The organism is Halomonas halmophila (assembly GCF_006540005.1).
GTDB classification, from domain to species: domain Bacteria; phylum Pseudomonadota; class Gammaproteobacteria; order Pseudomonadales; family Halomonadaceae; genus Halomonas; species Halomonas halmophila.
Map to the genome: position 1 here is coordinate 21154 of NZ_BJOC01000008.1, position 25777 is coordinate 46930.

Sequence of the window (25777 nt, forward strand, 5' to 3'; positions counted from 1 at the left end):
GCACCAATGAATGACTGGAGATGTTCATGCAACGACTCACCACTCTGCTATCTGCCGCTCTGCTTTCCACTGGTCTGATGGCAGGCGTTGCCCAGGCACAGGATTCGAGCTCCACGGCGAACCAGTCGCAGACTCAAGGACAGGCCCAGGCCAGTAACTTCTCTGACCAACAACTCCAGAAGTTCGCTGATGCATCCAAGGAAATCGCTTCGATCTCTCAGGATTACACCAAGCAGCTGCAGAATGCTGAAGGTAAGGAAGCACAGAAGAAGATCCGTGAAGAAGCTAATGGCGAGATGATCAAGGCTGTTGAAAGCAGTGGCCTGAAAGTGGAAACCTTCAACTCCATTGGCAAGGCCGTGCAGCAGAACCCTGAGCTGATGAAGAAGGTTCAGGGTATGACCTCCGGTCAATAAGTAGCGTTCGAACTCGAACTCCTTCCGGACGCAGCGGTACCAGCGCATAGGCCACCTTCGGGTGGCTTATTTTTTTGCGGGTTGAAGAACGCCGCTTTACAGTCTCCGGCGATCCTTTCAAACTTGGCGTATTCGTTGCTTTCGGAGCCGCCGACATGGAAGTAGAACTGCTGGAAATTCGCCAGCACATGGGGCGCTTCCCGCCCTTCGAGGCGCTGTCCGACGACCTGCTCGATGAAGTGGTCGGCAGTATCGATGTGGCCTACTACAAGGCCGGCGAGGAAATCCTGGCACTCGACCAGGAGCTGCACCATCTCTGCTATGTGCGCAGCGGGGCGGTGGAAGTCTTCCGACGTAGCGGAGACTTGCACAATCGTCTCGGCGAGGGTGACATCTTCGGCCAGTTGAGCCTGCTGCGTCACCGCCGCACGCGCTATCCCGCCACAGCGATGGAAGACACCCTGCTGTATTTCATCCCCGAGGAGATGTTTCATCGGCTCTGCGAAACCGATGATGTGTTCGCCGACTTCGTCGAGTTGCAGCGACCGCGCCTGGAAAGTGCGGTAGAGCAGCACAAGAAGAACAACGACATGATCGTCACGCGTATCCGCAAGCTGGTGACGCGTTACCCGGTCATGGTCGAGGCATCTACCACGGTACAGGAAGCCGCCCGCCAGATCGGGGATTTCCAGGCGTCCGCCGTGCTGGTGCTGGACGAGCCCGTGGACAACCCTCGTTATACGTTTCGCGACAGCGAGGACCGAGCCTGGCAGGTACGCGGCATTCTCACCGACAGTGATTTTCGCACCAAGGTGGTGGCGGAAGGTCGGCCGCCGGAAACGCCGGTGGGTGACGTGGTCGCCAACAGGGTGATCGCCGTGCAGTCCGATGAATCTGTGCACGAGGCCATGCTGTGCATGCTGCGCAACAACATTCATCACCTGCCGGTCATGCATCGTCGCCGGCCGGTGGGCATCGTGCACCTGTCGGATATCATTCGCTACGAAACCCAGAGCAGCCTGTACCTGGTCAGCAATATCTTCCATCAGCCCAACATGGAAGGGCTGGCGCGCCTGGCCCCGGACATCAGTGGCGCCTTCGTGCGCATGGTGGAGGAGGGCGCGGATTCGCGCATGGTCGGCAGTGCCCTGTCGACCATCGGCCGCAGCTTCACGCGCCGGCTGCTGGAACTTGCGGAAGACACCCTCGGGCCACCGCCGGTGCCCTATTGTTTCATGGCCATGGGCTCCATGGCGCGCAACGAGCAATCGATCGTCACCGACCAGGACAATGCGCTGGTCCTGTCCGACGACTTCGATCCCGAACAGCACGATGCCTACTTCCTCGAGATGGCCAAGATTGTCAGCGATGGCCTGGACGCCTGTGGCTATACCTACTGCAAGGGCGACATCATGGCCACGAATCCCCAGTGGCGGCAGCCGCTGGCGACCTGGAAGCGCTATTTCAGCGACTGGATCGACGACCCGAACCCCGAGCACCTGCTGCACAGTTCGATCTTCTTCGACTTGGATACCGTTCACGGTGAAAACGCCATGGTCGAGGAGCTTCAGGATCTGGTGGCCGACAAGGCGTCGAGGAGTTCGCTGTTCCTGGCGGCCATGGCGCGCAACGCCCTGAATCGTACGCCGCCGCTGGGCTTCTTCCGCACCTTCGTGATGGAGAAGGACGGCAAGCACAACAACTCGATCAACCTCAAGCGGCGCGGCACGGCTCCCTTGACGGATCTCATCCGGGTGCATGCGCTGGCCTGCGGCTCGCGTGCCCAGAATAGCTTCGAGCGCCTCGATGACATCGACAAGACCTCATTGCTGGCCCCGGGCGTCAGCGACCGCCTGCGCTATGCGCTGGAACTGATGTCCATGTCGCGCATTCGCCATCAGGTGATCGACCTGGAGCACGAGCAGACGCCGGACAACAACATCGAGCCGGAGAACGTCTCGAGCCAGGAGCGCCACAACCTGAAGGAAGCCTTCCAGGCCCTGAGCCATGCCCAGAAGTTCCTCAAGTTCCGCTATCCGTTGCCTTCATCGAGGTCGCGCTGAATGACCATGCTCGTACCACGTCGTCCCCAGATACCCGATTGGACGGCCTATCTGGCGCAGCGGGCCGAGCATGCGCAGGACGCGCGGCTGGCCCGTTTCTTCGAGGCCGGCACGCCGTCACCGGATACGCCGATCCGGGATGTGCCGATGGTGGCGCTGGACATGGAAACCACGGGGCTCGATGCGCGCAACCATGCTATCGTCAGCATCGGTATCGTGCCCTTCAGTCTGGGACGCATCCAGCTGAGCGAACGTCGTTACTGGGTGGTCCGGCCCCAACGCACCCTGCATGCCGAGTCGGTGACCTTTCACCACATCACCCATACCGATATCGAGCAGGCGCCGGAACTCGGCGATGTCCTCGAGGACCTGCTGGAAGCACTGCAAGGCCGCCTGGTGGTCGTGCATTACCGGCACATCGAGCGGCTCTTTCTCGATGATTCGGTAAAGGCACGTCTCGGCGAGGGCCTGATGTTCCCGATGATCGATACCATGGCCGTCGAGGCGCGCTTCCAGCGCCAGACCTGGCTGGCGCGCTTCAAGCGCTGGGTGGGGCGGCCGCCGGCGTCGATTCGTCTCTTCGACAGCCGCGCTCGCTATGGCCTGCCGGCCTACCAGGGGCATCATGCGCTGACCGATGCGCTGGCCACTGCCGAGCTGCTGCAGGCGCAGGTGGCCCATCACTATGAGCCGGAGATGCCCATCGGTCAGCTCTGGACCTAGGGAAGCGCTCAATAATCGATGCCGCGCCTGGCCTCCAGGCCTGCATTGAAGGCGTGGCGAACTTCCTGCATCTCGCTGATGGTGTCGGCGGCATCGAGCAGCTGACGATGGGCGTTACGCCCGGTGACGATCACCGTCTGTTCGGCCGGGCGCTCGGCCAGGGCATGCATGACGTCCTCGATGGCCAGGTAGCCGAACTTGAGCATGTAGGTGATTTCGTCCAGCACCACCAGATAGACGTTCGAGTCGGCCAGCATGCGCTGTGCGGCCTGCCACACTTCCTGGCAGGCTTGCGTATCGGCTTCGCGGTTCTGTGTTTCCCAGGTGAATCCCGTGCTCATGATGGCCACGTCCAGCCGGGGATCCTCGACCAGGCGCTGGCGCTCGCCGCACTCCCATTTGCCCTTGATGAACTGCACCACGCCGACGCCAAAGCCGTAGCCCAGGGCACGGGTGACGGTGCCCCAGGCGGCGGTGGTCTTGCCCTTGCCGTTGCCGGTGAAGACGAGGAGTTGGCCGCGCTGCTCGCTGGCACTGGCGATGCGCTGGTCGACATGCGTCTTGAGGCGCTGCATGGCCTGGCGGTGGCGGTTGTCACGATCTGTCATGCGAAAGGTCCGAAACTGACGGTATGAAGGTGACTCGGCAGCTTACGCGACCCGCTGATGGGCGTCGATGTCTTCATGTTTACGCTAGAGTGTCATGAGAACCCTTCAGGTTGGGGTGGCTGACAGCGTCATCCAGGCGCGCCACAATCCGTCAGGAACCGGCCACGAGTCTAGTCGCATGACCCTCACGCTGCGCCCGGCGGCGGCTCACGACCTCGCCGCCCTGTGTCACCTGGAGCAGGTCGCCTTGAGCAAGGACCGCTTCAGTCGCCGTCAGCTCTATCATCTCCTGCATGGTGCCAATGCCCTGACCGTGGTAGCGGACGGGAGTGCAACCGGCCTGGCGGGCTATGGCACCCTCTTGATGCGACGCAACAGTCGGCAGGCCAGGCTCTATTCCTTCTGTGTACATCCCCGACAGCGAGGGCGCGGTCTCGGTCGTGACATGCTGCGCTGGTTGATGCGCGAGGCCATCGCCAGCGGCTGTGAACGAATGGTGCTGGAAGTACGGGTCGACAATCCGGCGGCCCTGGCTCTCTACCGGCAGGCCGGCTTCCTGCCCGAGGCCTGGCTCACCGCGTATTATGAAGACGGTTGCTCCGCCTGGCGGATGTCCCGGGCGCTGGCGGCACCCGGTCCTGATATACAGCCTCGCATAGCCGCTTCCTGAAGGCGTGATTGAGGATGCCGATTGGCAGATGCGGCGCCGATGCGCTTCAATGGTCATCAAGATTCCAATACCGCCACAGGGAGCAAGCGCCACATGTCACACGCACGCCGTGTCGCCTTCATGGTCCTGGCGGGGTTGTGTTTTATGCTCGGCGTGATCGGTGCCTTCCTGCCGATCATGCCGACGACCTGCTTCATGCTGCTGGCGGTGTGGTTCGCCTCGCGCAGTTCACCCCGTTTTGCCGCCTGGATCCGCCAGCACCCTCGCTTCGGCCCCACGGTCTCGGCCTGGGAAGCCGAACGTGCCATTCCTCGGCATGCCAAGTGGACAGCCGGCATCATGCTGCTGGTCTCGATGATCGTGCTGGCCTTCACGGTCAGCCTGTTGTGGCTGAAGCTGGTGTTGATTCTCGGGCTGGCGCTGCTGGGTGCCTGGATCCTGACCCGCCCGGAACCCGCCGCCACGTCCTGATGGCCGAGCCTGCAGGAGGTGACGCCACCCCGGCCGTGACGGCCCGGATCCTGCTTTGAGGTTGTGGCATGCTGAGCCGTACAATGGTCGGCAACTTTTGACAGGAGCCATACCTCGATGTCCCAGCCCCAAGCGATTCACCTAAGCGACTATCTGCCACCTGCCTATCGCGTACGCCACACCGAGCTGACCTTCGACCTCGACCCGGCCGCGACGCGGGTCAAGGCGCGCCTGCATCTCGAGCGCCACCCCGAGCGGGAAGCGGGCGCCGCGCTGGAGCTCGATGGCGAGCAGTTGACGCTCGAGTCGGTCGCCATCGACGGCCAGTCGCTTGGGGCTGACGAGTACCAGCTGACCGAGCAGGGTCTGCGCATCGAGGGAGTGCCGTCGCACTTTCAACTCGACACCGAAGTGACCATCGCCCCCGAGGCCAACACGGCACTGGAAGGGCTCTATCAGTCCGGCGGCATGTTCTGCACCCAGTGCGAGGCCGAAGGGTTTCGCCGCATCACCTTCTATCCCGATCGTCCCGATGTCATGGCGACCTTCTCGACCACCGTGATCGGACAGGCCGAGCGGGAGCCGGTGCTGCTCTCCAACGGCAACCCGGTGGAGCGCGGCGAGCTGCCGAACGGGCGTCATTTCGTGACCTGGGAGGACCCTCACCCCAAGCCCTGTTATCTGTTTGCCCTGGTCGCCGGTGACCTGAAGAAGGTCGAGGATCGCTTCACCACCATGAGCGGGCGTGACGTCACCCTGCAGATCTGGGTGGAAGAGGAAAACCTCGGCAAGACCGATCACGCCATGGCCTCGCTCAAGCGTGCCATGCGCTGGGACGAGGAAACCTATGGTCGCGAGTATGATCTCGACCTGTTCATGATCGTCGCGGTCAATGACTTCAACATGGGCGCCATGGAGAACAAGGGGCTCAACATCTTCAATTCGGCGGCGGTGCTGACCCATCCGGACACGGCCACCGATGCGGCCTTTCAGCGTGTCGAAGGCATCGTCGCCCACGAGTACTTCCACAACTGGTCGGGTAACCGGGTGACCTGCCGCGACTGGTTCCAGTTGTCCCTCAAGGAAGGCTTCACCGTCTTTCGTGACCAGACCTTCTCCGCCGACGTGAACTCGGCACCGGTCAAGCGTATCCAGGACGTGTCCTTCTTCCGCACCGCCCAGTTCGCCGAGGACGCCGGGCCGACGGCCCACCCGGTGCGTCCCGACCACTACATCGAGATCGGCAACTTCTACACCCTGACCATCTACGAGAAGGGCGCTGAAATCGTCCGCATGCTGCGCAATCTGGTCGGCTGGGAGGCCTTCCGGCGTGGTTCGGACCTGTATTTCGCGCGCTTCGACGGCCAGGCGGTCACCATCGAGGACTTCGTGGCCTGCATGGCGGAGGCCTCCGGGAAGGACCTGAACCAGTTCATGCTGTGGTACTCCCAGGCCGGTACACCGGAAATCGATGCCCACGGCGAGTATGACTACGCCCGCGCCGAGTACCGCCTGGTGCTGCGGCAGCGCACGCCGGCCACGCCCGGGCAGGCCGACAAGCAGGCCCTGCACATCCCCCTGCGCATGGGGCTGGTGGGCACCAAGAGCGGCCGCGATCTGGCGCTGACACTGGACGGTGAATCCATCGGACGCGACGGCGTGATCCACCTGCGCGAGGAAGAGCAGGAATTCGTCTTCACCGACCTCGCCGAAGCACCGGTGCCCTCGCTGGCGCGGGGCTTCTCGGCGCCGGTCAAGCTGAACTTCCCCTATTCCCGCGAGGACCTTGCCTTTCTGCTGGCCAACGACAGTGATGGTTTCAACCGCTGGGATGCCGGCCAGCGTCTGGCACTGCTGGCGCTGGATGATCTGATCGCCGCCCATCGCAATGGTGTCGAGAAGGTCATGGATACCCGTGTCACCGAGGCCTTCCGCACCCTGCTGCGTACCGACACCGATGACAAGGCGATACTCGCGGAAATGCTGACACTGCCGTCGGAGGCGTACATCGCCGAACAGCAGCCGGTGGTCGATGTCGACGCCATCCATGCGGCGCGTCAGTTCGTCAAGCAGTCCCTGGCCGGGACGCTGCGCGATGATTTCCTGGCGGTCTACCAGACCAATGTCGATGCCGCGCCCTATGCGCCGGAACCGGAGCAGATTGCCGCACGCAGCCTGAAGAATGTGGCCCTGTCCTACCTGATGAGCATCGAGGACGAAACAGCGGTCTCACTGGCCCAGCGTCAGTTCGAGGCCGAGCACAACATGACCGATGTGCGCCACGCCCTGACGCTGCTGACCCACAGCAGCCGTGACGACCTGGCCGATCCGGCGTTGAAGACCTTCGGCCAGAAGTGGGCGCATGATCCGCTGGTCATGGATCAATGGTTCAGCATCCAGGTCTCGCGGCCCCAGGACGACGCCCTGGAGCGTGCGCGCTTCCTCATGGAGCACGAGGCCTTCTCTCTGACCAATCCCAATAAGGTGCGCGCCCTGATCGGCGCCTTCGCCCAGAATCGCGTCAACTTCCACCGCCTGGATGGTGAGGGTTACAAGCTGCTGGCCAATGCGGTCATCGAGCTCAACCGCCTGAACCCGGAAATTGCCGCCCGGCTGCTCACTCCGCTGACACGCTGGCGGCGGTTCGACGAGACGCGGCAGGATCTGATGAAGGCGGAACTGGAGCGCATCCAGGCCGAAGACCTGTCACCCAATGTCTATGAGGTGATCGAGAAGGCGCTCGCCTGATCCCTGCGGAGTAGCGCCAGGACACCAGCGCCGCCCGCGAGGCGGCGCTGGTGTGTGGGGCCGGCGTATCTCACTAGTTGATCAGCCAGCCCAGTACCAACAAGGCCAGCAACCACCACAGCAGGGTGGCGATGAAGGCGCGTCGCAGCAGGGCGCTGAAGCCGCGCCACAGCATCCACAGGCCGAGCACCAGGATGAGCAGGCTGATCCAGGACGCCGAGATGCCGAGTGACTCGGACAGACCGCTGAACAGGCCATCCACGGCGTCATCGGCATGGCGGAAGAGGCCGCCCAGTAATTCGACGATCAGGCGAATGCCTTCGCCCAGGGTGTTGCCGATAAAGGCAAACAGGTCTTCCATGGCAGAGATCCATCGCAGACTTGAAACGAGGCGCCAGTATCGCGGCTCTCGTCATGCGGGGCAAGGCGCCCCGACCCGTTCCCGAGTGCCTAGCCGAGCTGCTGGATCTTGGCGTAGATGCCGGCCTCCTCGGCGGCGCTGTCGGCCAGGGCGCGTCCTGCCTCGTCATAGACGTGGAAGACCGCATTGGCTCCCAGTTCGCGAATCGGGCCGATTTCCTCGGGGTATTCGACCACGGCCGTGATACGCCCCGGGAAATGCCGCAGTCGCAGTTGCTTGAGCGCCGCCAGGTTGCCGGCATGGTGAGGCATGGCCAGGACCACCATGCGTGCCTGCGGCGACATCAGCAGCTTGTCCCAGAAGTCCGAATCCACGGCGTCACCCTCCAGGATGTTGAAGCCGCGCTCCTCCAGGCGCTTGACGCTCTTGGGATTGCTGTCAATGCCCAGCACATTCAGGCCGTACTCCTTCTGCAGGCGGCGGTAGGCGCTGCGCCCGATGCGGCCCATGCCCAGCACCACGGCTTCGGCATCGCCGACATCGATGGGCCGGTCACTCGGCGACAGGGCCGCGCTGTCGATGCTGGGCAGCAGGCGCTCGAGGCGCCGATAGAGGCGCTCGCTGAAGGCATTGAGGAGTGACGAGGCGGCAAAGCTCAGGGCCACGGCCAGCGATAGCGTGACCAGCCAGTCGGTGGGCAGCAGGCCGGTGCTGGCGGCGATGGCGCCGACGATCAGGCCGAATTCGGAGTAGTTGGTCAGGCTCAGAGATGCCAGCAGCGAGGTACGATGGCGCATGCGAAAGCACATGAAGACCAGCTGGAAGAGCAGCCCCTTAAGCGGCAGCAGCATGACCAGCAGAATGGCCAAGACGACCTGTTCCAGGTCGGGCAGGGCGGTCAGGCCCAGGCTGAGGAAAAAGCCGACCAGCAGCAGCTCCTTGAGGTTGAACATCGAGCGGGCCAGCGTCTGCGCCGCGGGGTGGGGCGACAGCAGCAGGCCGATGATCAAGGCGCCGAGATTGCCCTTGACGCCGACCGCCTCGAACAGCGCATAGCCCAGCACCAAGGCCAGCAGGATGCCGCACAGCATCTGCATCTCGCCATGGCCCATGCGGTCGAGCAGGAGGCGCAGCGTCGGTGCCGCGGGAATCAGCAGCAGCAGGCCCAGGGCCCAGGGGCTCGGCAGGGTTCCGCTGGAGGCCGTCAGGAAGACCACGGCGAAGATGTCCTGCATGATCAGCACGCCGATGGCCAGCCGACCATAGGCGGTCTGTGATTCGCTGCGCTTCTCGAGTACCTTGACTACCAGTACGGTACTCGAGAACGACAGGGCGAAGGCCAGCAACCACAGCGTCGATGACGGGACATCGCTCAACATCGACAAGCCTGCCAGCTTGAGGCCCATGAAGATGCCCATCAGCGCCAATGTCGAGGCCAGCATGTGCAGGGTGGCGCCGCCCCAGACATCTGGTCGCAGCAGGGTGCGGATATCCAGTTTGAGCCCGATGGTGAACAACAGCAGGGTGACCCCGATACCGGCCACGACATCGAGCATGGCCGAGGCCTCGAAGCCGAGGACATTGAGGGCGAACCCGCCCGCCAGAAAGCCGACCAGCGGTGGCAGGCGCAGAATCTGAGCGACCAGGCCACCGAGGAAGGCGGCGATGATGAAGGCTGGATCGATCATGACGGCTCCGCTGCGACAACAGGATGCAAGGCTACGTATTATAAGGAAGTCATAAACTGAATGGCATTCATCATCCTAGCGTGTCGCCCTGGCATTCAACGCATGCGGCACAGCTGTCATGACGCGAGGAGGTTGGGTGGGCTCCACCAGGTTGATTCTTAACGGCCAGGTTGCGCAATTGCCGGCGTTGCGTCAGGCCGTCTTCGCCAGTCGTCGCTCGGGCGCCCGGCTGGAAGTGCACGTGACCTGGGAAGCCGGGGACGCGGCACGCCTGGCCGAGCAGGCCGGCCGCGACGGCATGACCCGGGTGATCGCCGGCGGCGGTGATGGCACCGTCAACGAAGTGGTCAATGGGTTGATGCGGCTGGTGCGCCACCAGCGTCCGGAGCTGGGCATCCTGCCCCTGGGCAGTGCCAATGATCTCGCCGCTTCGCTGGGCATGCCCATGCCCCCCGGCAAGGCACTGGCCGTGGCCTTGACTGGCGCGGCGCGCCGCGTCGATGTGGTCAGGCTCGATGAGCGCTATTTTCTGAACATGACCACCGGCGGTTTTGGCGCCGAGGTCACATCGTCCACGCCGAAGAGCCTCAAGCGCTTGATGGGTGGCGGGGCCTATTCGCTGATCGGCGCGCTCAAGGCCTGGCAGCACCGCCGCTATCCGGGCGAGATCCGCTGGGCGGAGGGTAGGCGTCGGGCCGATCTGTTCGTGCTGGCCATGGGCAATGGCATCCAGTCCGGCGGGGGCCAGCCGTTGACGCCCGAGGCCTGTCTCGATGATGGCCTGCTGGATATCCTGGTGGTCCGCGACGTCGCCTCCCTGCAGGACATGGTCAGTATGCGCCGCGAGTTGCAGACACGCCCTGTGCAGGGCGCGTTCGTCGAAGCCTTTCGCACGCGCTGGCTCAGCTACGAAGGACGCCAGCCGCTGCCCTTGACCCTGGATGGCGAGCCCATGCAGCGCCGACGCTTCAGCGCCGAGGTCGAACCCTCGGCGCTGGAACTCGTCGCGCCGGCGGGCTGTCCCTTGTTTAGCGACGGCCGAGAGGGGCGCGGACCATCCTGAACCGGCCCCTGGCATGCAGCCCGGGCGCTGCCGAACCGAGGAGATTGCATCATGTTGACGCCTTTCCATCTTGCCGTGCAGGTCCGCGATCTGGCCGAGGCGCGCGCTTTCTACGGTGAACTGCTGGGGTGCACGGAAGGTCGCTCCAGTGACACCTGGGTGGATTTCAACCTCTATGGCCACCAATTTGTCGTGCATCTCAATCCGGCGCTAGGTGAAGGTGGCGTGGCCAGTCACCATAATCCAGTGGACGGCCATGGCGTCCCGGTGCCGCATTTTGGTGTCGTTCTGGAAATGGCCGACTGGGAGCGGCTGGTCGACCGCCTGAACGCTGCCGGCGTGAGTTTCGATATCGAGCCCCATGTGCGCTTTCAGGGCGAGCCCGGCGAGCAGGCCACCATGTTCTTCCGTGATCCGAGCGGCAATGCCATCGAGTTCAAGGCCTTTCGTGACATTCAGGGGCAGTTGTTTGCGACCTGAGGGTCACCCCAGCCGCGAGTGCTTGCGGTACGCCAGGGGGTCTGTTGCAATATCGCTTCGTTTGTCGGGAGGCCGAAGATGTCCATGAAATTCTGGGTGCCGTTGGCGTTGGCACTGTCGTTGCTGGTAACCGGATGTGGCGAGGAGCCGGACACCCCGGTCAATGAACAGAGCTCGTCGGAGCAGACAGCAGCAGGGGCAACCGAGGAAGAAGCGGCGAGCCCGGCCGATGAAGAAGCGGAGGGCGAGCCGGCTGCCTCGGGCAGCGAGAGGACAACGGCAGCCGCGGCGTCCGGGAGCGAAGAACCCGAGCCGAGTGCGTTGGCTGACGAGTCCGCCATGACCAATGAAGAGCTGTCGACCCTCGAAGCTTCGCAGGAGAGTGGCAGCAGCGCGGGGCTGGGCGAGTCGGAATCACTGCCCGGCGAAGCCAGCGAGGCTGATGTGGAGGCTATCATCGAGGAGACCGAGCGGCGTTTCCAGGAAGCCAAACAGGAGATCGACGAGCAATTCAAGGAAGCCGAACAGCAGGCCCCGGAGGCTACCAGTATCTCGGAAAGCGACATGGGGGTCGACCTGGATGAGGCTCTGGAATCATCGAGTGAGCTGCCGGAGGAACCGGCGACGCTTGGCGAATCCAGCTCCGACCCGGAAGTGCAGGCGATTCTCGAGCAAACCGAGAAACGCTTTCAGGAAGCCAGTCAAAAGATCGATCAGCAGTTCGAGCAGGCTGAACAGGCAGTGCCCGATGAAGTTGAAGTCCGCGAGTCGACGACCACCACCGAGCCTGGATCAGCCGCGACCGGGGAGGGTTCCACACCCTGAGTGGTGGTCGACAGGCGTCAGCATGCTGCTTGTCGGTCGGCGTCGGGGTGAACGACCAGACATCAAAAAGGCCCACCTTGCGGTGGGCCTTCGCATGGCGTCGTCAGCAACGACGCCCCGGGGGAGACAGCCGCTGTGGACTCAGTCTTCCGCCCGGACGTTGGAGGCCTGAAGGCCCTTTTTGCCCTGAGTGACCTCGAAGGAGACCTTCTGGCCGTCCTGCAGGGACTTGAAGCCTTCAGCCTGAATCTCGGAGAAGTGAACAAAGAGGTCATCGCCACCGTCTTCCGGAGAGATGAAGCCATAGCCCTTGGTGTCGTTGAACCACTTGACAGTGCCAGTTGCCATTGTCGATTTCCTTAACTAGCTAAATGATGTTGCTGGGCGTGACGAAGAGATCGCACTATGCCCAAGTGCGTGGGCAAGACAAGAAAGAAGTGCGCACTCGGTGTATCGAAGGGATCGACGTACAACTGACGACTTTTCTACTTGCTGTCCAACGCGATTGATGGTGCATCAGCGCCAGGGTTGCGTCAACCGCGACCCGCGAGGAAACTGTTGTCACCAACAAGAATCACTGTAGATGGAAAGCTCCGGGTCGTCCAGTGACGCAGGAGCCTTCACAACCCTTTGTCGAGACATGTCCATGCAACACACGCAAATTGCCGCGCAAGGCACGCACAGCAAACTGGCCGGTTACCTGCTGTGGGTCTTTGGCTTCCTGGGTGCCCACCGTTTCTACTTCGGCAAGCCGGTCAGCGGCACCATCTGGTTCTTCACCTTCGGCCTGTTCCTGATCGGCTGGTTGGTCGACCTGTTGCTTATTCCTGCCATGGACCGTCAGGCCGACCTGCGTTTCCAGGCCGGGCCGCTCAACTACACGCTGGCCTGGTTGCTTCTGACCTTTTTGGGGGTCTTCGGCGTGCACCGCTTTTATCAAGGCAAGTGGCTGACCGGCCTGCTGTATCTGTGCACGGGCGGCTTGTTCCTGCTCGGCGTGCTGTATGACTTCTGGACCCTGAATGACCAGATTTCCATGCGACATACCGAGCGTGGTGTATTCAGCCACTGAGGCGTGGAGGGGGTCATGCTGATCGATACGCAGTTCTGGCCGTTTGTGGTCGCCATCACCCTGTTGAGCATTACCCCGGGGGTCGACACCCTGCTGGTGATTCGTAATACCGCTCGGGGCGGGCCGCGGGATGGCATCCTGACCAGCCTGGCCATCTGCTGCGGGCTATTTGTGCATGCCGCCATTTCGGCCCTGGGCATATCCCTGATCCTGCTGCAGTCGGCATGGGCCTTCGGGGTGCTGAAACTGGCCGGTGCCGCTTACCTGATCTGGCTGGGCCTGAGCAGCCTGCTGGCAGCGCGACGCGGTCAGGGCCTGCCGGTGGCGAGTGTCGCGGAATCGCGCCAGAGCGTGCCGATCTGGCGCTCGTTGCGGGAAGGGTTGCTGTCCAATGTGCTCAATCCCAAGACCGTGGTCTTCTACATGGCCTTTCTACCGCAGTTCATCGCGCCGGGGGATCCGGCGCTGCTCAAGTCGCTGTGGCTTGCCGGCGTGCATTTCGCGATCGCCAACCTGTGGCAGATCGGCGTGGTCTTCATGGTCGGCAGCGCCGGACGCTGGCTGGCCACCCCCGCCTTCTCGCGCTGGCTGAACGGCATCACCGGCGGGGTGTTGATCTTCTTCGGGATCAAGCTGGCGGTGACACGGGCGCCAGGCTGAGCCTGTCGCAATGAATTAAGGCAGAGGGAAGAGGTAAGAGGGAAGGGAAAGCCGCCAGTCCGTACACTTCGGGAGGGAGCTTTCTTCCTTCTTCAAGCGGCGATAGCCGCGTTCTTCCCTCTTCAAGTTTATGACGTCAGGCTTCTGGTGTCGCCGGAGACGGCAACTCCGGGGTCAGTTCCTCGCCTGCAGGGTGCCGTCGTAGCGTCCCTGGCGTTCCCGTGGGGTCAGCAGGGCCACGCCGCTGGTGTTTCCTCCCTTGGCCAGGCTTTCGAAGATCACCCGATAGGTCATCACTGCCTGCACATAGGCACGCGTTTCGTAGAAGGGAATGCTCTCGACGAAGAGATCGAATTCCCGGGATGGGTTCTCGCGCAACCAGCGGTCCACCCGGTGAGGGCCGGCGTTGTAGGCCGCCGCGGCAGCCAGGCGGTTGCCGCTGTAGCGCTGGATCATGTCGCCGATGTAGGTACTGCCCAGGCGGATGTTGGTCGCCGGATCGAGCACACCATAGGGTCCGGGGTCGGCCAGTCCCAGTTGGCGACTGACGCTGGCGGCGGTACCCGGCATGAGCTGCATCAGACCCCGGGCGCCGGCGGATGACAGGGCGTCGGCATTGTAGGCGCTCTCGCGACGGGCAATGGCCATCAGCAGGTAGGGATCGACGCCGGTCTGTTGTCCCCAGTGCATGAACTGGTCGCGATAGGCCTCCGGGAAACGCCAGGGCAGGGCGTCCCAGAGTTCGGCGGCAATGGTGGTCTGCACCAGACGTGCGTACCAGCCTTGGCGCTGGGCATAGTCGGCCATGGCCCGGGCTTTGCGCTCGCTGACCCGGGCGGCAGCGGCGTACCACTCGCTGGCGGCAAGTCCCGGCTCATCGATGCGCAGCAGGGCTTCGGTACGACGCACCACTGGCCAGTTACCGACCTGCTGACGTAGCTTCGGATCGACCTGAGTGGAGGCCATGTCAAGCGCATAGGGTTGGCCGAGGCGGTCGGCAGCCGCGAAGCCATAGAAGCCGCGCTCGGCGGCGGCGTGCTGATAGGCGGCCTGTGAGGCACTGCCATGACCCAGCTGGGCGTGGGCGCGGCCCAGCCAGTACTGCCAGCGTTCCTTGTCACGCTGCTTGGCCTCCATGCGTTCGATCCAGCCGATGACGCCCTGCCAGTCGCGGTCGCCGAGTGCCACGCGAGTGCGCAGTTCAAGCAGTTCGGCATCGGCCAGGCGCGGCATGATGTCATCGACCCAGCCACGGTTCTGCCGGATATCGCGTACCAACGAGTAGAACACCAGGTCGTGCTCGATGGCGCGGCGGTGTTGTGTGGCGATGGATAGATGCGGCGAGATTTTGCGCCAGGCTTCCAGTGCGGCTTCTGTATCGGCCCGGGTGAAACCGTGCATGGCGGCGGCGTAGAGGGCGCCGCTGCCGCGGCAGTCCGGGCCGATGCAGGTGGGCACGCGGGTAATGGCGGAGTAGTCGGATTGCAGTCGCTCCATGATGGCCTGGCCCTTGCTCCAGGCCGGACCGAGCTGCCGGCCGAGGTAGCTCACCATGCCGCTCTCGCCGTTTTGCCAGGCCAGCATCATGCGTTCCCAGATCTCCAGCGGGCCAATCGCGCCGCGGGCCCGCAGGGTGTTGAAGAGCGGGTTGCAGGCTTCCGGCTGAGAGCGTCCGGTGTGCCAGAGATCCCGACCACCGGCGGCCGCTTCTTCCGGTCGAACCTTCAGCAGGGCAGCGTAGTAATGGCACTGGCGCTCGGTGCTGTCGGGCACACCCTTGACGACTGCCCGCAGTCGATCGTAACGGCCTGCCTCGCCATAGGCCGAAATGGCCTGACCGCGCATCCAGTCAGCCAGCGGCGAATCTCGATGGGCGTCGATGTATTGCAGCACACGCTCTGGTGCGGCCTGTGGCAGGCTGCCCTTGAGCCGGTGGTACTCGACATAGCCGGCCAGCACATGCTGGTGGACGGCTGCCTGGTCGATGGCCTGCCAACGCTGTTCGCGTGCCGCCTCCAGGGCGTCATGCATCGCCTGGTCATTGGCCTGGACGGTGATCGGCAGCCACAGCAGGGCGGCCGTGAGCAAGGGCTTCCAGGAAACAAGGGGGGAAGAGCGAAGCATCAGAGGTTCTCGCTGTGTCGTCGGTCCTGGCCGATCATGGGTGAGTCACGCCAGTGATCTTGCCAACAAGGTACGGGCTCGACAATGTGGTCGACAAGACGCGTTCATGCCATCGAGGGTATCCTAGCGTTTGGCGGGGAGCCTGGATAGGCAATCCTGCGGCGTTGCGGCATCTTTTCAGGAGGGATGATGGCTGGATTCAAGGGGTTGGCGTTGTTTCAGCGCCTCAAACAGCGCTCTCGTGTGCTAGGACGCATGCGGCGAGCCCTTAGCCTGTTCGTGCCGATGCTGGCCGACGTTCTGCGCGGGCGCTATCGTCCCGTGCCCTGGCCGGCGATCGCCTGGATGCTGGTGGCGTTCGCCTACCTGGTTTCGCCGCTTGATCTGATCCCGGATGTGCTGATGTTGATCGGTGTGGTCGATGATGTGGTCGTGGTTGGCTGGCTGTTGACCCGCGTCGACCGCTCACTCGAAGCATATCGGCGCTGGAAGTATGGAGACACCGACACCGAGTTGCCGGATGACGCCAGAGAGTGATGCTGAGGCACGCTTGAAAAACCTGCGGTGAACCCCATATCGACGACATAACGCCATTGGTGGTTGCTGCCACCGTCACTGACACGTCGAGAAAGGGGTCCGAAATCGATGACCACTGCCACCCATGAGGAAACGCTGGGCTTCCAGACGGAAGTCAAGCAACTGCTCCACCTGATGATCAACTCCCTGTACTCCAACAGGGAAATCTTCCTGCGCGAGCTGGTCTCCAACGCGGCCGATGCCTGTGACAAGCTGCGTTACGAAGCGCTGGACAATGATGCCATCTTCGAGGGCGACAGCGAGCTGCGCATCGAGATCGAGCATGATCAACAGGCCGGCACCATCACCCTGCGTGACAACGGCATCGGCATGAATCGTGACGAGGTCATCGAGAACCTCGGCACCATCGCCCGCAGTGGCACGTCCGAGTTCCTCAAGCAGCTCTCGGGTGAACAGCAGAAGGATGCCAAGCTGATCGGTCAGTTCGGTGTCGGTTTCTACTCCGGCTTCATCGTCGCCGATGACGTCACGGTGCGCACCCGTAAGGCGGGAACGGACCACAGTGAAGGCGTCGAATGGCGTTCACAGGGCGAGGGCGAGTTCAGCGTCGCGGATGTCGAGCTCGAGCGCCACGGCACCGAGATCATCCTGCACCTCAAGGAAGACGCCAAGGATTTCGCCGACGACTTCCGCATCCAGAACCTGGTGCGCAAGTATTCCGACCACATCGATGTGCCGGTGCGCATGCCGAAGACCGAGAATGCCCGCGATGACGAAGGCAACGAGATCGAGGGCAGCGAGGTCACGACCTGGGAAACCGTCAACGAGGCCACCGCGCTCTGGGTGCGTCCCAAGACGGACATCGAGGACGAGGAGTACAAGGCGTTCTACAAGCATGTCGCCCATGACTTCTCCGACCCGCTGACCTGGAGCCACAACAAGGTCGAGGGCAAGCTCGAATATACCAGCCTGCTCTATGTGCCGGGACGTGCGCCCTTCGACCTCTACGAGCGTGACGGCGCGCGTGGCGTCAAGCTCTACGTGCAGCGCGTCTTCATCATGGATGACGCCGAGCAGTTCCTGCCGCTCTATCTGCGCTTCATCAAGGGCGTGCTGGATACCCGCGACCTGTCGCTCAACGTCTCCCGTGAACTGCTGCAGCAGGACCCGCAGGTCGACAAGATCAAGTCGGCCCTGACCAAGCGCTCCCTGGACATGCTCAAGAAGCTGGCCAAGGACGACGAGGCCTACCAGACGTTCTGGAACACCTTCGGCAGCGTGCTCAAGGAAGGACCGGCCGAGGATCATGCCAATCGCGAGAAGATCGCCGGCCTGCTGCGCTTCTCCACCACCCATACCGACAGCGCCACCCAGGATCAATCACTGGCCGACTATATCGGGCGCATGAAGGAAGGGCAGGAGAAGATCTACTACATCGTCGCCGACGGCTTCAATGCCACCAAGTCGAGCCCGCATCTGGAGATCTTCCGCAAGAAGGGCGTCGAGGTGCTGCTGCTCCACGACCGTATCGACGAGTGGCTGATGAGCCACCTGACCGAGTTCGAAGGCAAGTCCTTCGTCGACGTGGCCAAGGGCGATCTCGACCTGGGCGAAGTCGAGGACGAGGACGAGAAGAAGGCCCAGGAAGAAACCGCCAAGGCCAAGGAAGACCTGGTCAAGCGGGTCCAGGACGCGCTGGGCGGTGATGTCCAGGAAGTCCGCGTGACGCATCGCCTGACCGATTCCCCGGCCTGCGTGGTGCTGCCCGAGCATGAGATGGGTTATCAGATGCGCCGCATCATGGAAGCCGCAGGGCAGCCCATGCCGGAGGTCAAGCCGATCCTCGAGCTCAACCCTGAGCATGCCCTGGTGACTCGCCTGGAAGGTGCCGAGGGAGAGGGCTTCGGTGACCTGGCGCGTATCCTGCTGGATCAGGCCGTGATCGCCGAGGGCGGCCACCTCGATGACCCGGCAGCTTACGTCAAGCGACTCAATACGTTGCTGAGTGCTTGACGTCCACGTCAAGTAGAAATTTCCTGCGCCTTTTCTCGACCCCGCTGCGGCGGGGTCGAGTCGTGTCGGGCCGGTGCTTTCGGGCAGATCCGGATACGCCTTCGGCAATGGTCTCGACGGCATGCGCCTTGAGAAAGATTTCCAACTCAGGTATTGATAGCCGGCTCGAGTCGTGAATAACGATAAACCTGCAAGGGGGAGATCCAACGTGAAGATTGGTGCACCCAAGGAGTCCGCTGCAGGGGAAGCGCGTGTCGCGTTGACCCCCGAGAGCGCTCAGCATCTCCAGAAGCTTGGACACGAATGTTTGATAGAAACGGGCGCTGGCACGGCGGCAGGCTTTGATGACGCGGCCTACCGTGACGCTGGCGTGGAAGTTATCGAGGGCGCCGAGGCGCTCTGGCAGGCGGCGGATGTGGTCATCAAGGTCCGCGAACCTTCCGAGGTCGAGGCCGCTCGCCTGCGACAGGAACAGACGCTGATCTCGTTTTTCTGGCCGGCCCAGAACGAGGAGCTGCTGGAACGTTGCCGGGCCACCGGCGCCAATGTCATCGCCATGGACATGGTGCCGCGCATCTCGCGGGCCCAGAAGATGGATGCGTTGTCGTCCACGGCCAATATCGCCGGCTATCGCGCGGTGATCGAGGCGGGCAACCAGTTCGGGCGCTTCTTTACCGGCCAGGTGACCGCCGCGGGCAAGGTGCCGCCGGCCAAGGTGCTGGTGGTCGGTGCCGGCGTCGCGGGCCTGGCGGCCATCGGCACGGCGACGAGTCTCGGGGCCGTGGTGCGCGCCTTCGACGTGCGCCCCGAGGTCTCCGAGCAGATCGAGTCGATGGGCGCCGAGTTCCTGTTCCTCGATTTCGACAATGCCGAGGACGGCTCGGAAAGCGGGGGTTATGCCAAGCCTTCCAGCCCGGAGTTTCGCGAGAAACAGCTGGCGCTGTTCCGTGAACAGGCCGCGGATGTCGATATCGTCATCACCACGGCGCTGATTCCCGGCAAGCCGGCGCCGAAACTGTGGCTGGAAGACATGGTCAAGTCCATGAAGCCGGGATCGGTGATCGTCGACCTGGCCGCCGAGCGGGGCGGCAACTGCGACCTGACCGAGCCGGACCAGCGCATCGTCACGGATAACGGCGTGGTCATCGTCGGTTACACCGATTTCCCGTCGCGCATGGCCACCCAGGCCTCGCTGCTGTACGCCACCAACGTCCGCCACATGATCACCGATCTCACGCCCGAGAAGGATGGTCAGCTGAATCACGACATGGAAGACGATGTCATTCGTGGCTCGACGGTGGCCTACCAGGGCGAGATCACCTTCCCGCCGCCGCCGCCCAAGGTTCAGGCGATCGGCGCGGCCAAGCCCAAGCCCAAGGAAAAGGAACCCACGCCGGAAGAGAAGAAGGCGGCGGAACATGCCACCTTTGTCAGCCAGACCAAGCGTCAGGTCGGCATGCTGGCCGTGGGCGGGGCGCTGATGCTGTTGCTGGGCCAGGTGGCACCGCCATCCTTCATGCAGCACTTCATCGTCTTCGTGCTGGCGTGCTTCGTCGGCTTCCAGGTGATCTGGGGCGTGAGCCACTCCCTGCACACACCGCTCATGGCGGTGACCAATGCCATTTCCGGCATCATCGTGCTGGGGGCGATACTGCAGATCGGCTCGGGCAGCATCCTGGTCGGGCTGCTGGCGGCGATATCGGTCCTGATTGCCACCATCAATATCGTGGGCGGCTTCCTGGTGACACGCCGGATGCTGGCCATGTTCCAGAAGTCATGAGCCGCGGAGAGACACCATGTTGAGTCAAGGATTCGTGTCCGCGGCGGCGATCGCGGCAAGTGTATTGTTCATCCTCTCGCTGGGGGGCTTGAGCAATCAGGAAAAGGCCAAGCGGGCGGTGTGGTACGGCATCGTCGGCATGGCCGTGGCGGTAGGGTTCACCGCCTTCGGGCCGGGAATTGGCGGTTACTGGTGGATGGTGCCGATGATGGTCATCGGCGCCGTGGCCGGTGTCTACCTGGCGAAAAAGGTCGACATGACCGAAATGCCACAGCTGGTGGCGGCACTGCACAGCTTTGTCGGCCTGGCGGCGGTCTTCGTCGGTTTCAATGCCGACCTGGAGCGACGCCGCGTGCTGGCCGCGGAAGGCGGCAGCGAGGGCTTTTCGGCCTTTGCCGCCCTGGTGGCGGAAAAGACGCCGGCGGAGCTGACCTTCCTGCAGATCGAGGTCGTTCTCGGCGTCTTCATCGGTGCGGTGACCTTTACCGGCTCGGTGATCGCCTTCGGCAAGTTGGCCGGCAAGGTGGATGGCAAGCCACGCCAACTGCCGGGTGGTCACTGGCTGAATGCGGGCGCCGCAGTGCTGTCGCTGCTGCTGGCGGTGCTCTATCTCAATGGTGCCGGCTTCTGGACGCTGCTGGTGCTGGCGGCGCTGGCGCTGTTCATCGGCTATCACCTGATCATGGGCATCGGCGGTGCCGACATGCCGGTGGTGGTCTCCATGCTCAACAGCTATTCCGGCTGGGCGGCGGCGGCCATCGGCTTCACGCTCTCCAATGATCTGTTGATCGTCACCGGTGCCCTGGTGGGCTCCTCGGGGGCCATCCTGTCCTACATCATGTGCAAGGCGATGAACCGCAACTTCGTCAACGTGATCCTGGGCGGCTTCGGGGGCTCTCAGGGGCCGGCGGCCGAGATCGAGGGCGAGCAGGTCGCCATCGATGTCAACGGCGTCGCCAGTGCCCTGAACGATGCCGACCGTGTCGTCATCGTGCCGGGGTACGGCATGGCGGTGGCCCAGGCACAGAATGCCGTCAGTGAATTGACGCGCAAGCTGCGTAGTGCCGGCAAGGAAGTGCTGTTCGGCATTCACCCGGTCGCCGGTCGTCTGCCCGGCCACATGAACGTCCTGCTGGCCGAGGCCAAGGTGCCCTATGACATCGTCCTCGAGATGGACGAGATCAATGATGACTTTGCCGAGACCGATGTGGTGATCGTCATCGGCTCCAACGACATCGTCAATCCGGCCGCCCAGGAAGACCCCAACAGCCCCATTGCCGGCATGCCGGTGCTGCGGGTCTGGGAATCCAGGCAGGTCATTGTCTGCAAGCGCGGGCAGGGTACCGGCTACTCGGGCATCGAGAACCCGTTGTTCTTCAAGGAGAACACGCGCATGCTCTACGGCGATGCGCGGTCCAGCATCGATTCGCTGGTTCCCCTGGTGGAATGAGCCCCGGGCCGGCCGGGCCGGCCCGTTTCGTTGCTGTATCCAACGCCCCGACTCGGGGCGTTTTTGGTTACAATCCTGCCAACATTCTCTTGCACGGGGCGATCATGTCCGATGAGCACAACAGGGTAGCGGTGCTGGGCGGCGGCAGCTTCGGCACCGCCCTGGCCAGCATCGCAGCCGATAATGGCTTCGAGGTGCGACAGTGGCTGCGCGATGCCGAACTCGCCGCTCAGATCAATCGCGAGCATCGCAATGGCCGCTACCTGCCCGACTTCGCCATCAACCTCGCCGTGGTAGCCCACACGCAGCTCGCTGAGGCGTTGCAGGGGGCGGGGCTGGTGCTGGTGGCCATTCCCTCCAAGGGCTTTCGTGATGTGGTGCGCCAGGCACGGCCTTGGCTCGAGCCCGAGTGCATCCTGGTCAGTACCACCAAGGGCATTCAGGAAGATGGTTTCAAGCTGATGAGCCGGATTCTCGAAGAGGAGACGGATGGCCAGCATATCGGCGTGCTCTCGGGGCCCAATCTGGCCTCGGAGGTCGCCCAGCATCAGTTGACGGCCTCGGTCATCGCCAGTCATGACCCCTTGACACGCACCCGCGTGCAGACCGCGCTGGGGTGTGACTATTTCCGCGTCTACGCCAGCAATGACCGCTATGGTGTGGAGCTCGGCGGGGCCCTGAAGAACATCTATGCCATTGCCGCCGGCATGGCTGCGGCGCTGGGCATGGGCGAAAACACCCGCAGCATGCTGATGACGCGTGCCCTGGCGGAGATGAGCCGCTTCGCGGTCGCCCAGGGGGCCAATCCGATGACCTTTCTCGGGCTCGCCGGGGTCGGCGATCTGATCGTGACCTGCTCCTCGAGCCTGTCGCGCAACTATCGGGTCGGTTTCGCGCTCGGCGAGGGGCGTAGCCTGGATGAGGCCGTGGAGGCGCTCGGCCAGGTGGCGGAAGGCGTCAACACCGTGCGCCTGGTGCGTGACATGGCGCATCAGGAAGGCGTCTACATGCCGTTGGCCGAGGGACTCTATCAGGTGCTCTTTCGGGATGTGCCGGCCCGTGACATGGCGCGCCTGCTGATGCAGGGTGAGCAGAGCAGCGATGTGGAATTCGTTCTGCCGCGCGAGAATGTGCAGCAGGATCACCGCGACTCGGGACACAATGATGGCTGAAACCCTGTTGATCATGCGCCACGGCGAAGCCGGGGCAGGGCGACCGGACAGCGAACGCGAACTGACCGCGACAGGGCACCGTGAAGCCGCCCGCATGGCGGCGTGGCTGGCCGGGCGTCAGGACCTGGACCTCGCCCGCTTGCGGCTGCTGGTCAGCCCGTATCGACGCGCTCAACAGACGGCCGAGCCGATAGCCGAGGCGCTGGGCGCTTCTCTGGAGACCCTGCCGCTGCTGACGCCGGACGATGCCCCCGGTGCCGTGCTCGACTGGCTGCTCGAGGCCGACCCGAGTGCCCCCTGCCTGCTGGTCAGCCACATGCCGCTGGTCGGCGCCCTGACCGGCCTGCTGGTGGAAGGGCGCAGCGAGCATGGCCTGGGCTTGCCGACCGCCGCCATCGCCGAACTCACGACCGAGGTGCCGGCAGCCGGCTGTGCACGCCTGGCAGGCTTCATCACGCCCGCTGACCTGCCCGCCTGACATGACGCGGTTCCCTCTCTCTAACTAGATACCATCTCTCCTAACCGGCCACAAACATTCCATCAGGCGGTTTGTGGCCGATATTCGGTCTGGGTCTTGAGGACACCGTAGGCGATGTGGAGCAGCTTCCGCATCGCCGCCCCCAAGGCCGCCATTTTGCTCTTGCCGTTTGTTGTAAGCCGCTGGTATAGCGCCGAGATATCCGGATTCCGCCTCAGCCCGACAACGGCTGCCATGTATAGGCTTTGACGCAGTTTCGGATTGCCGGCTTTCGACAAGCGGGGACGCCCCCGGACGGAGCTAACCGATTCCCAACTGACGGGCACGAGCCCCGCAAACGCTGCGGCCTGGCGAGCGCTTTCGAAAACACGGCTACGCAGCATCGCCAACAGTCGGAGAGATACCGCAGGGCCAACGCCAGGAATCGTTTGCAGCAAGGCACGATCCTGCTTCAAGTCAGGGTGCTGATCGAGGTTGTCATCGATCTCCTGCTGGAGACGATCTCGCTCACGCGTCAACGCCAGCAGAATGTCATCGATCGAGCGGAGGATATCGGTTGCCATGGCGAACTCGGCTTTCTCGCGCCGGTTTCGCTCACGCTGAATGTCCTTGTCCAGAGCATCGAGTCTCGCTGCCAGAGCTTTGAGCTTGCGGACTTCCTCGGGCTCTGGCTGCCAGGCTTCAGGGCGTTGAGTCGCGCCATACCGGGCCAGAACCACACTGTCCTTCTTGTCCGTTTTGCCACGTATCCCCAGGCCACGGGAGAAATCGCGCACTTGCGCCGGATTGAGGACATAGACCTGGATGCCGGCAGCATGCAGCCAATACGCGAGCGTTTCGTGATAGATACCAGTGGCTTCCATCAACACATACAACTGATCCAGTGACTCCCCGGTCTGGTGTTCGAGCCATTCCACCAAGCGAGGAAAGTCCTGCTGGCGATTGGCGAATACTCGGGTCTTGACCTTGCCGGTCGTCACATCGCGTAGCCAGGCGCAGTCGAGTTTCTGCTTGCTGACGTCAATGCCAATTACTGCCATGATCTCGTCGCCTTTCCTTGTTCGTGCAGCCTCACCCCGATTCCGGAGGGGCTTGGATACCATTCAAGCTATCGAGATAGAGGGCATCAGGGGGCATAATCTAAGAACCAGGCTATAACGCCTCAGGCTTTGTGGATGCTCACCCTGATGCCAAGGCCTGCTGGTAGCTAATCAACAAGCCCGGAGAGACACAAGGCTTTGTCCGAAAAGTCGACGAGCGAAGGATAGACAAGGCAAAAATCAGCGAAAAAGCGGAGTTTACGAGAGTTGTAAATGAGCATGTTGAGCTGATTTTTAACGCCGTATAGCCGAGCGCAGTCAGTTTTCAGACAAAGCCTATATCACGCCGGCGATACGCAGCATGAAAACACCGGCCGTCACCGTGATACTGGCCATCAGGGTGGTCAGGGCAATGATGTTGGCGGTGAGGGTTTCATCACCGCCCATGGCCTTGGCCATCACGAAAGCCGCAGCCGCCGTGGGACTGGCGAAGAACAGGAACATGACGCCCAACTCGCGCCCTTCGAAGCCGACCCACCAGGCCACGGCGGTCGCCAGTATCGGGATGCCGACCATCTTCCACAGGCTGGCGCCCAGTGCGGCGGCATAACTCCTCTTCAGCGCGCGCGTCGACAGCGTGGCCCCGATGCAGATCAGCGCAAGGGGCAGGGTCAGCGAGGCAAAGTAATCGCCGCTGGTGGCAAGCCACACCGGAAGTTCGATCTCCACAATCGCCAGAGGTGTGGCCCCCAGGACCGACAGAATCAGAGGGTTCTTGCCAATGTGTCCGGCGATGCTGCGCCATTGGGCATGGCGCGATCCTCCGCCATGTGGCCGGTAGATGCTGAGTATCACGACGGACAGGATATTGTAGGTCAGGATGACCACGCCGAGCAGCAGCCCGCCCAGGGACACGCCGGCCTCGCCATACATGCCGTGGGCCAGCGCCAGGCCGACGATACCGCAATTGCCGCGAAAGGCGCCCTGCACATAGACCCCGCGCTGATGCCTGGGCACCCGCCAGGCCGCCCAGCCCCAACTGATCAGGAAGCTGGCCAGCGTCGCCAGTGCGAAGAACAGCAGCAGCCAGGGATCGAGGGTGCTGTCCAGATCCGTCCCGATCAGGCTCAGAAAGATCAGCGTCGGCAGGGTGCCATGAAAGACCAGCCGGGAGGCGGTGTTGACGAAAGCCTGGTCGATCCAGCCCAGCCGCTTCAGGCCAACGCCGATGAACACCATGGCAAAGACCGGCAGGGTGATGTCCAGTGTGGAGAGGAAAAGCTGCGTCAATGGCATGGCAGGGTCCTGAAGGCCAAGGAATAAAACCAGAGGCGG

At 63.0% G+C, this 25777-nt stretch carries 24 protein-coding genes; 17 read left to right on the forward strand and 7 right to left on the reverse strand.

The features are described 5' to 3' along the window. Nucleotides 1-26: 26 nt before the first annotated feature. From HHA01_RS01830 to HHA01_RS01840, 3 genes are all read left to right on the forward strand, one after another. Nucleotides 27-416 (forward strand): DUF4168 domain-containing protein, encoded by a 390-nt coding sequence (locus tag HHA01_RS01830; RefSeq protein ID WP_141317402.1) that lies wholly within the window; start codon nucleotides 27-29, stop codon nucleotides 414-416. A 155-nt stretch (nucleotides 417-571) separates the two neighbouring features. Continuing rightward, complete coding sequence (locus HHA01_RS01835; protein WP_141317403.1) at nucleotides 572-2479, forward strand: DUF294 nucleotidyltransferase-like domain-containing protein; 1908 nt, start codon at nucleotides 572-574, stop codon at nucleotides 2477-2479. Beyond that, nucleotides 2480-3202 (forward strand): 3'-5' exonuclease, encoded by a 723-nt coding sequence (locus HHA01_RS01840; RefSeq protein WP_141317404.1) that lies wholly within the window; start codon nucleotides 2480-2482, stop codon nucleotides 3200-3202. It begins immediately after the preceding gene. An 8-nt stretch (nucleotides 3203-3210) separates the two neighbouring features. On the opposite strand, the gene cobO is transcribed toward HHA01_RS01840, so the two are convergent. Continuing rightward, the gene (gene cobO / locus HHA01_RS01845) at nucleotides 3211-3810 is read right to left on the reverse strand and encodes a cob(I)yrinic acid a,c-diamide adenosyltransferase (RefSeq protein ID WP_141317405.1); all 600 of its coding nucleotides are present in this window, start codon (nucleotides 3808-3810) and stop codon (nucleotides 3211-3213) included. 178 nt (nucleotides 3811-3988) lie between these two features. Between cobO and HHA01_RS01850 the strand changes: the two genes are divergently transcribed. The 3 genes from HHA01_RS01850 to pepN all read left to right on the forward strand — a co-directional run bounded on the left by HHA01_RS01850 (nucleotide 3989) and on the right by pepN (nucleotide 7699). Next, nucleotides 3989-4480, forward strand: coding sequence for a GNAT family N-acetyltransferase (locus HHA01_RS01850; RefSeq protein WP_141317406.1), 492 nt, complete (start codon nucleotides 3989-3991; stop codon nucleotides 4478-4480). A gap of 93 nt (nucleotides 4481-4573) precedes the next feature. Then, nucleotides 4574-4951: a YbaN family protein gene (locus HHA01_RS01855; RefSeq protein WP_141317407.1), complete on the forward strand. Its 378-nt coding sequence runs from the start codon at nucleotides 4574-4576 to the stop codon at nucleotides 4949-4951. A 117-nt stretch (nucleotides 4952-5068) separates the two neighbouring features. After that, the gene (gene pepN / locus HHA01_RS01860) at nucleotides 5069-7699 is read left to right on the forward strand and encodes an aminopeptidase N (RefSeq protein ID WP_141317408.1); all 2631 of its coding nucleotides are present in this window, start codon (nucleotides 5069-5071) and stop codon (nucleotides 7697-7699) included. A gap of 73 nt (nucleotides 7700-7772) precedes the next feature. On the opposite strand, the gene HHA01_RS01865 is transcribed toward pepN, so the two are convergent. Together HHA01_RS01865 and HHA01_RS01870 are read right to left on the reverse strand one after the other, a co-directional pair. Further along, nucleotides 7773-8060: a hypothetical protein gene (locus HHA01_RS01865; protein ID WP_141317409.1), complete on the reverse strand. Its 288-nt coding sequence runs from the start codon at nucleotides 8058-8060 to the stop codon at nucleotides 7773-7775. A gap of 89 nt (nucleotides 8061-8149) precedes the next feature. Next, nucleotides 8150-9748: a cation:proton antiporter domain-containing protein gene (locus tag HHA01_RS01870; protein WP_174787703.1), complete on the reverse strand. Its 1599-nt coding sequence runs from the start codon at nucleotides 9746-9748 to the stop codon at nucleotides 8150-8152. A 136-nt stretch (nucleotides 9749-9884) separates the two neighbouring features. Between HHA01_RS01870 and yegS the strand changes: the two genes are divergently transcribed. From yegS to HHA01_RS01885, 3 genes are all read left to right on the forward strand, one after another. Further along, nucleotides 9885-10811 carry a lipid kinase YegS gene (gene yegS, locus HHA01_RS01875; RefSeq protein ID WP_246053778.1) on the forward strand — a complete coding sequence of 309 codons (927 nt, stop codon included), beginning with the start codon at nucleotides 9885-9887 and terminating at the stop codon, nucleotides 10809-10811. A gap of 51 nt (nucleotides 10812-10862) precedes the next feature. After that, a complete protein-coding gene (locus tag HHA01_RS01880; protein ID WP_141317411.1) occupies nucleotides 10863-11291 on the forward strand; it encodes a VOC family protein in 429 nt (142 codons plus the stop codon). Nucleotides 11292-11369: 78 nt separating this feature from the next. Further along, complete coding sequence (locus HHA01_RS01885; RefSeq protein WP_141317412.1) at nucleotides 11370-12116, forward strand: prolipoprotein diacylglyceryl transferase; 747 nt, start codon at nucleotides 11370-11372, stop codon at nucleotides 12114-12116. A gap of 141 nt (nucleotides 12117-12257) precedes the next feature. Here HHA01_RS01885 and HHA01_RS01890 read toward each other — a convergent pair whose 3' ends face one another. Next, entirely contained in the window at nucleotides 12258-12464 is a 207-nt protein-coding gene (locus HHA01_RS01890; protein ID WP_141317413.1) for a cold-shock protein, read from the reverse strand. Nucleotides 12465-12762: 298 nt separating this feature from the next. Between HHA01_RS01890 and HHA01_RS01895 the strand changes: the two genes are divergently transcribed. Then, a complete protein-coding gene (locus HHA01_RS01895) occupies nucleotides 12763-13188 on the forward strand; it encodes an NINE protein (RefSeq protein WP_170214816.1) in 426 nt (141 codons plus the stop codon). A 15-nt stretch (nucleotides 13189-13203) separates the two neighbouring features. After that, on the forward strand, nucleotides 13204-13848 hold the full coding sequence (locus HHA01_RS01900; RefSeq protein WP_141317415.1) for a LysE family translocator: 645 nt from the start codon (nucleotides 13204-13206) through the stop codon (nucleotides 13846-13848). Between the two features lie 174 nt (nucleotides 13849-14022). Here HHA01_RS01900 and HHA01_RS01905 read toward each other — a convergent pair whose 3' ends face one another. Beyond that, on the reverse strand, nucleotides 14023-15972 hold the full coding sequence (locus HHA01_RS01905; RefSeq protein ID WP_141317416.1) for a transglycosylase SLT domain-containing protein: 1950 nt from the start codon (nucleotides 15970-15972) through the stop codon (nucleotides 14023-14025). 255 nt (nucleotides 15973-16227) lie between these two features. On the opposite strand from HHA01_RS01905, the gene HHA01_RS01910 reads away from it, so the two are divergent. From HHA01_RS01910 to sixA, 6 genes are all read left to right on the forward strand, one after another. Further along, entirely contained in the window at nucleotides 16228-16509 is a 282-nt protein-coding gene (locus tag HHA01_RS01910; RefSeq protein ID WP_307725335.1) for a YkvA family protein, read from the forward strand. A 108-nt stretch (nucleotides 16510-16617) separates the two neighbouring features. Next, nucleotides 16618-18522, forward strand: a complete 1905-nt coding sequence (gene htpG, locus HHA01_RS01915) for a molecular chaperone HtpG (RefSeq protein ID WP_141317418.1) — start codon at nucleotides 16618-16620, stop codon at nucleotides 18520-18522. 208 nt (nucleotides 18523-18730) lie between these two features. Beyond that, a complete protein-coding gene (locus HHA01_RS01920; protein ID WP_141317419.1) occupies nucleotides 18731-20302 on the forward strand; it encodes a Re/Si-specific NAD(P)(+) transhydrogenase subunit alpha in 1572 nt (523 codons plus the stop codon). A gap of 16 nt (nucleotides 20303-20318) precedes the next feature. After that, nucleotides 20319-21752, forward strand: a complete 1434-nt coding sequence (locus tag HHA01_RS01925) for an NAD(P)(+) transhydrogenase (Re/Si-specific) subunit beta (RefSeq protein WP_141317420.1) — start codon at nucleotides 20319-20321, stop codon at nucleotides 21750-21752. A gap of 104 nt (nucleotides 21753-21856) precedes the next feature. After that, complete coding sequence (locus tag HHA01_RS01930) at nucleotides 21857-22924, forward strand: NAD(P)H-dependent glycerol-3-phosphate dehydrogenase (RefSeq protein WP_141317421.1); 1068 nt, start codon at nucleotides 21857-21859, stop codon at nucleotides 22922-22924. Beyond that, nucleotides 22917-23402, forward strand: coding sequence for a phosphohistidine phosphatase SixA (sixA, locus tag HHA01_RS01935; protein ID WP_141317422.1), 486 nt, complete (start codon nucleotides 22917-22919; stop codon nucleotides 23400-23402). The genes HHA01_RS01930 and sixA overlap by 8 nt, the downstream gene beginning before the upstream one ends. 62 nt (nucleotides 23403-23464) lie before the next feature. On the opposite strand, the gene HHA01_RS01940 is transcribed toward sixA, so the two are convergent. Continuing rightward, the gene (locus HHA01_RS01940; protein ID WP_141317423.1) at nucleotides 23465-24442 is read right to left on the reverse strand and encodes an IS110 family RNA-guided transposase; all 978 of its coding nucleotides are present in this window, start codon (nucleotides 24440-24442) and stop codon (nucleotides 23465-23467) included. Between the two features lie 336 nt (nucleotides 24443-24778). Then, a complete protein-coding gene (locus HHA01_RS01945) occupies nucleotides 24779-25738 on the reverse strand; it encodes an AEC family transporter (protein WP_141317424.1) in 960 nt (319 codons plus the stop codon). Nucleotides 25739-25777: the final 39 nt, after the last annotated feature.

Bases quoted from the DNA above. Each gene is read 5' to 3' on its own strand.
- HHA01_RS01830 (WP_141317402.1), top strand. From the start codon at position 27: ATGCAACGACTCACCACTCTGCTATCTGCCGCTCTGCTTTCCACTGGT.
- HHA01_RS01835 (WP_141317403.1), top strand. From the start codon at position 572: ATGGAAGTAGAACTGCTGGAAATTCGCCAGCACATGGGGCGCTTCCCG.
- HHA01_RS01840 (WP_141317404.1), top strand. From the start codon at position 2,480: ATGACCATGCTCGTACCACGTCGTCCCCAGATACCCGATTGGACGGCC.
- cobO (WP_141317405.1), bottom strand. From the start codon at position 3,810: ATGACAGATCGTGACAACCGCCACCGCCAGGCCATGCAGCGCCTCAAG.
- HHA01_RS01850 (WP_141317406.1), top strand. From the start codon at position 3,989: ATGACCCTCACGCTGCGCCCGGCGGCGGCTCACGACCTCGCCGCCCTG.
- HHA01_RS01855 (WP_141317407.1), top strand. From the start codon at position 4,574: ATGTCACACGCACGCCGTGTCGCCTTCATGGTCCTGGCGGGGTTGTGT.
- pepN (WP_141317408.1), top strand. From the start codon at position 5,069: ATGTCCCAGCCCCAAGCGATTCACCTAAGCGACTATCTGCCACCTGCC.
- HHA01_RS01865 (WP_141317409.1), bottom strand. From the start codon at position 8,060: ATGGAAGACCTGTTTGCCTTTATCGGCAACACCCTGGGCGAAGGCATT.
- HHA01_RS01870 (WP_174787703.1), bottom strand. From the start codon at position 9,748: ATGATCGATCCAGCCTTCATCATCGCCGCCTTCCTCGGTGGCCTGGTC.
- HHA01_RS01880 (WP_141317411.1), top strand. From the start codon at position 10,863: ATGTTGACGCCTTTCCATCTTGCCGTGCAGGTCCGCGATCTGGCCGAG.
- HHA01_RS01885 (WP_141317412.1), top strand. From the start codon at position 11,370: ATGTCCATGAAATTCTGGGTGCCGTTGGCGTTGGCACTGTCGTTGCTG.
- HHA01_RS01890 (WP_141317413.1), bottom strand. From the start codon at position 12,464: ATGGCAACTGGCACTGTCAAGTGGTTCAACGACACCAAGGGCTATGGC.
- HHA01_RS01895 (WP_170214816.1), top strand. From the start codon at position 12,763: ATGCAACACACGCAAATTGCCGCGCAAGGCACGCACAGCAAACTGGCC.
- HHA01_RS01900 (WP_141317415.1), top strand. From the start codon at position 13,204: ATGCTGATCGATACGCAGTTCTGGCCGTTTGTGGTCGCCATCACCCTG.
- HHA01_RS01905 (WP_141317416.1), bottom strand. From the start codon at position 15,972: ATGCTTCGCTCTTCCCCCCTTGTTTCCTGGAAGCCCTTGCTCACGGCC.
- HHA01_RS01910 (WP_307725335.1), top strand. From the start codon at position 16,228: ATGCGGCGAGCCCTTAGCCTGTTCGTGCCGATGCTGGCCGACGTTCTG.
- htpG (WP_141317418.1), top strand. From the start codon at position 16,618: ATGACCACTGCCACCCATGAGGAAACGCTGGGCTTCCAGACGGAAGTC.
- HHA01_RS01925 (WP_141317420.1), top strand. From the start codon at position 20,319: ATGTTGAGTCAAGGATTCGTGTCCGCGGCGGCGATCGCGGCAAGTGTA.
- HHA01_RS01930 (WP_141317421.1), top strand. From the start codon at position 21,857: ATGTCCGATGAGCACAACAGGGTAGCGGTGCTGGGCGGCGGCAGCTTC.
- sixA (WP_141317422.1), top strand. From the start codon at position 22,917: ATGGCTGAAACCCTGTTGATCATGCGCCACGGCGAAGCCGGGGCAGGG.
- HHA01_RS01940 (WP_141317423.1), bottom strand. From the start codon at position 24,442: ATGGCAGTAATTGGCATTGACGTCAGCAAGCAGAAACTCGACTGCGCC.
- HHA01_RS01945 (WP_141317424.1), bottom strand. From the start codon at position 25,738: ATGCCATTGACGCAGCTTTTCCTCTCCACACTGGACATCACCCTGCCG.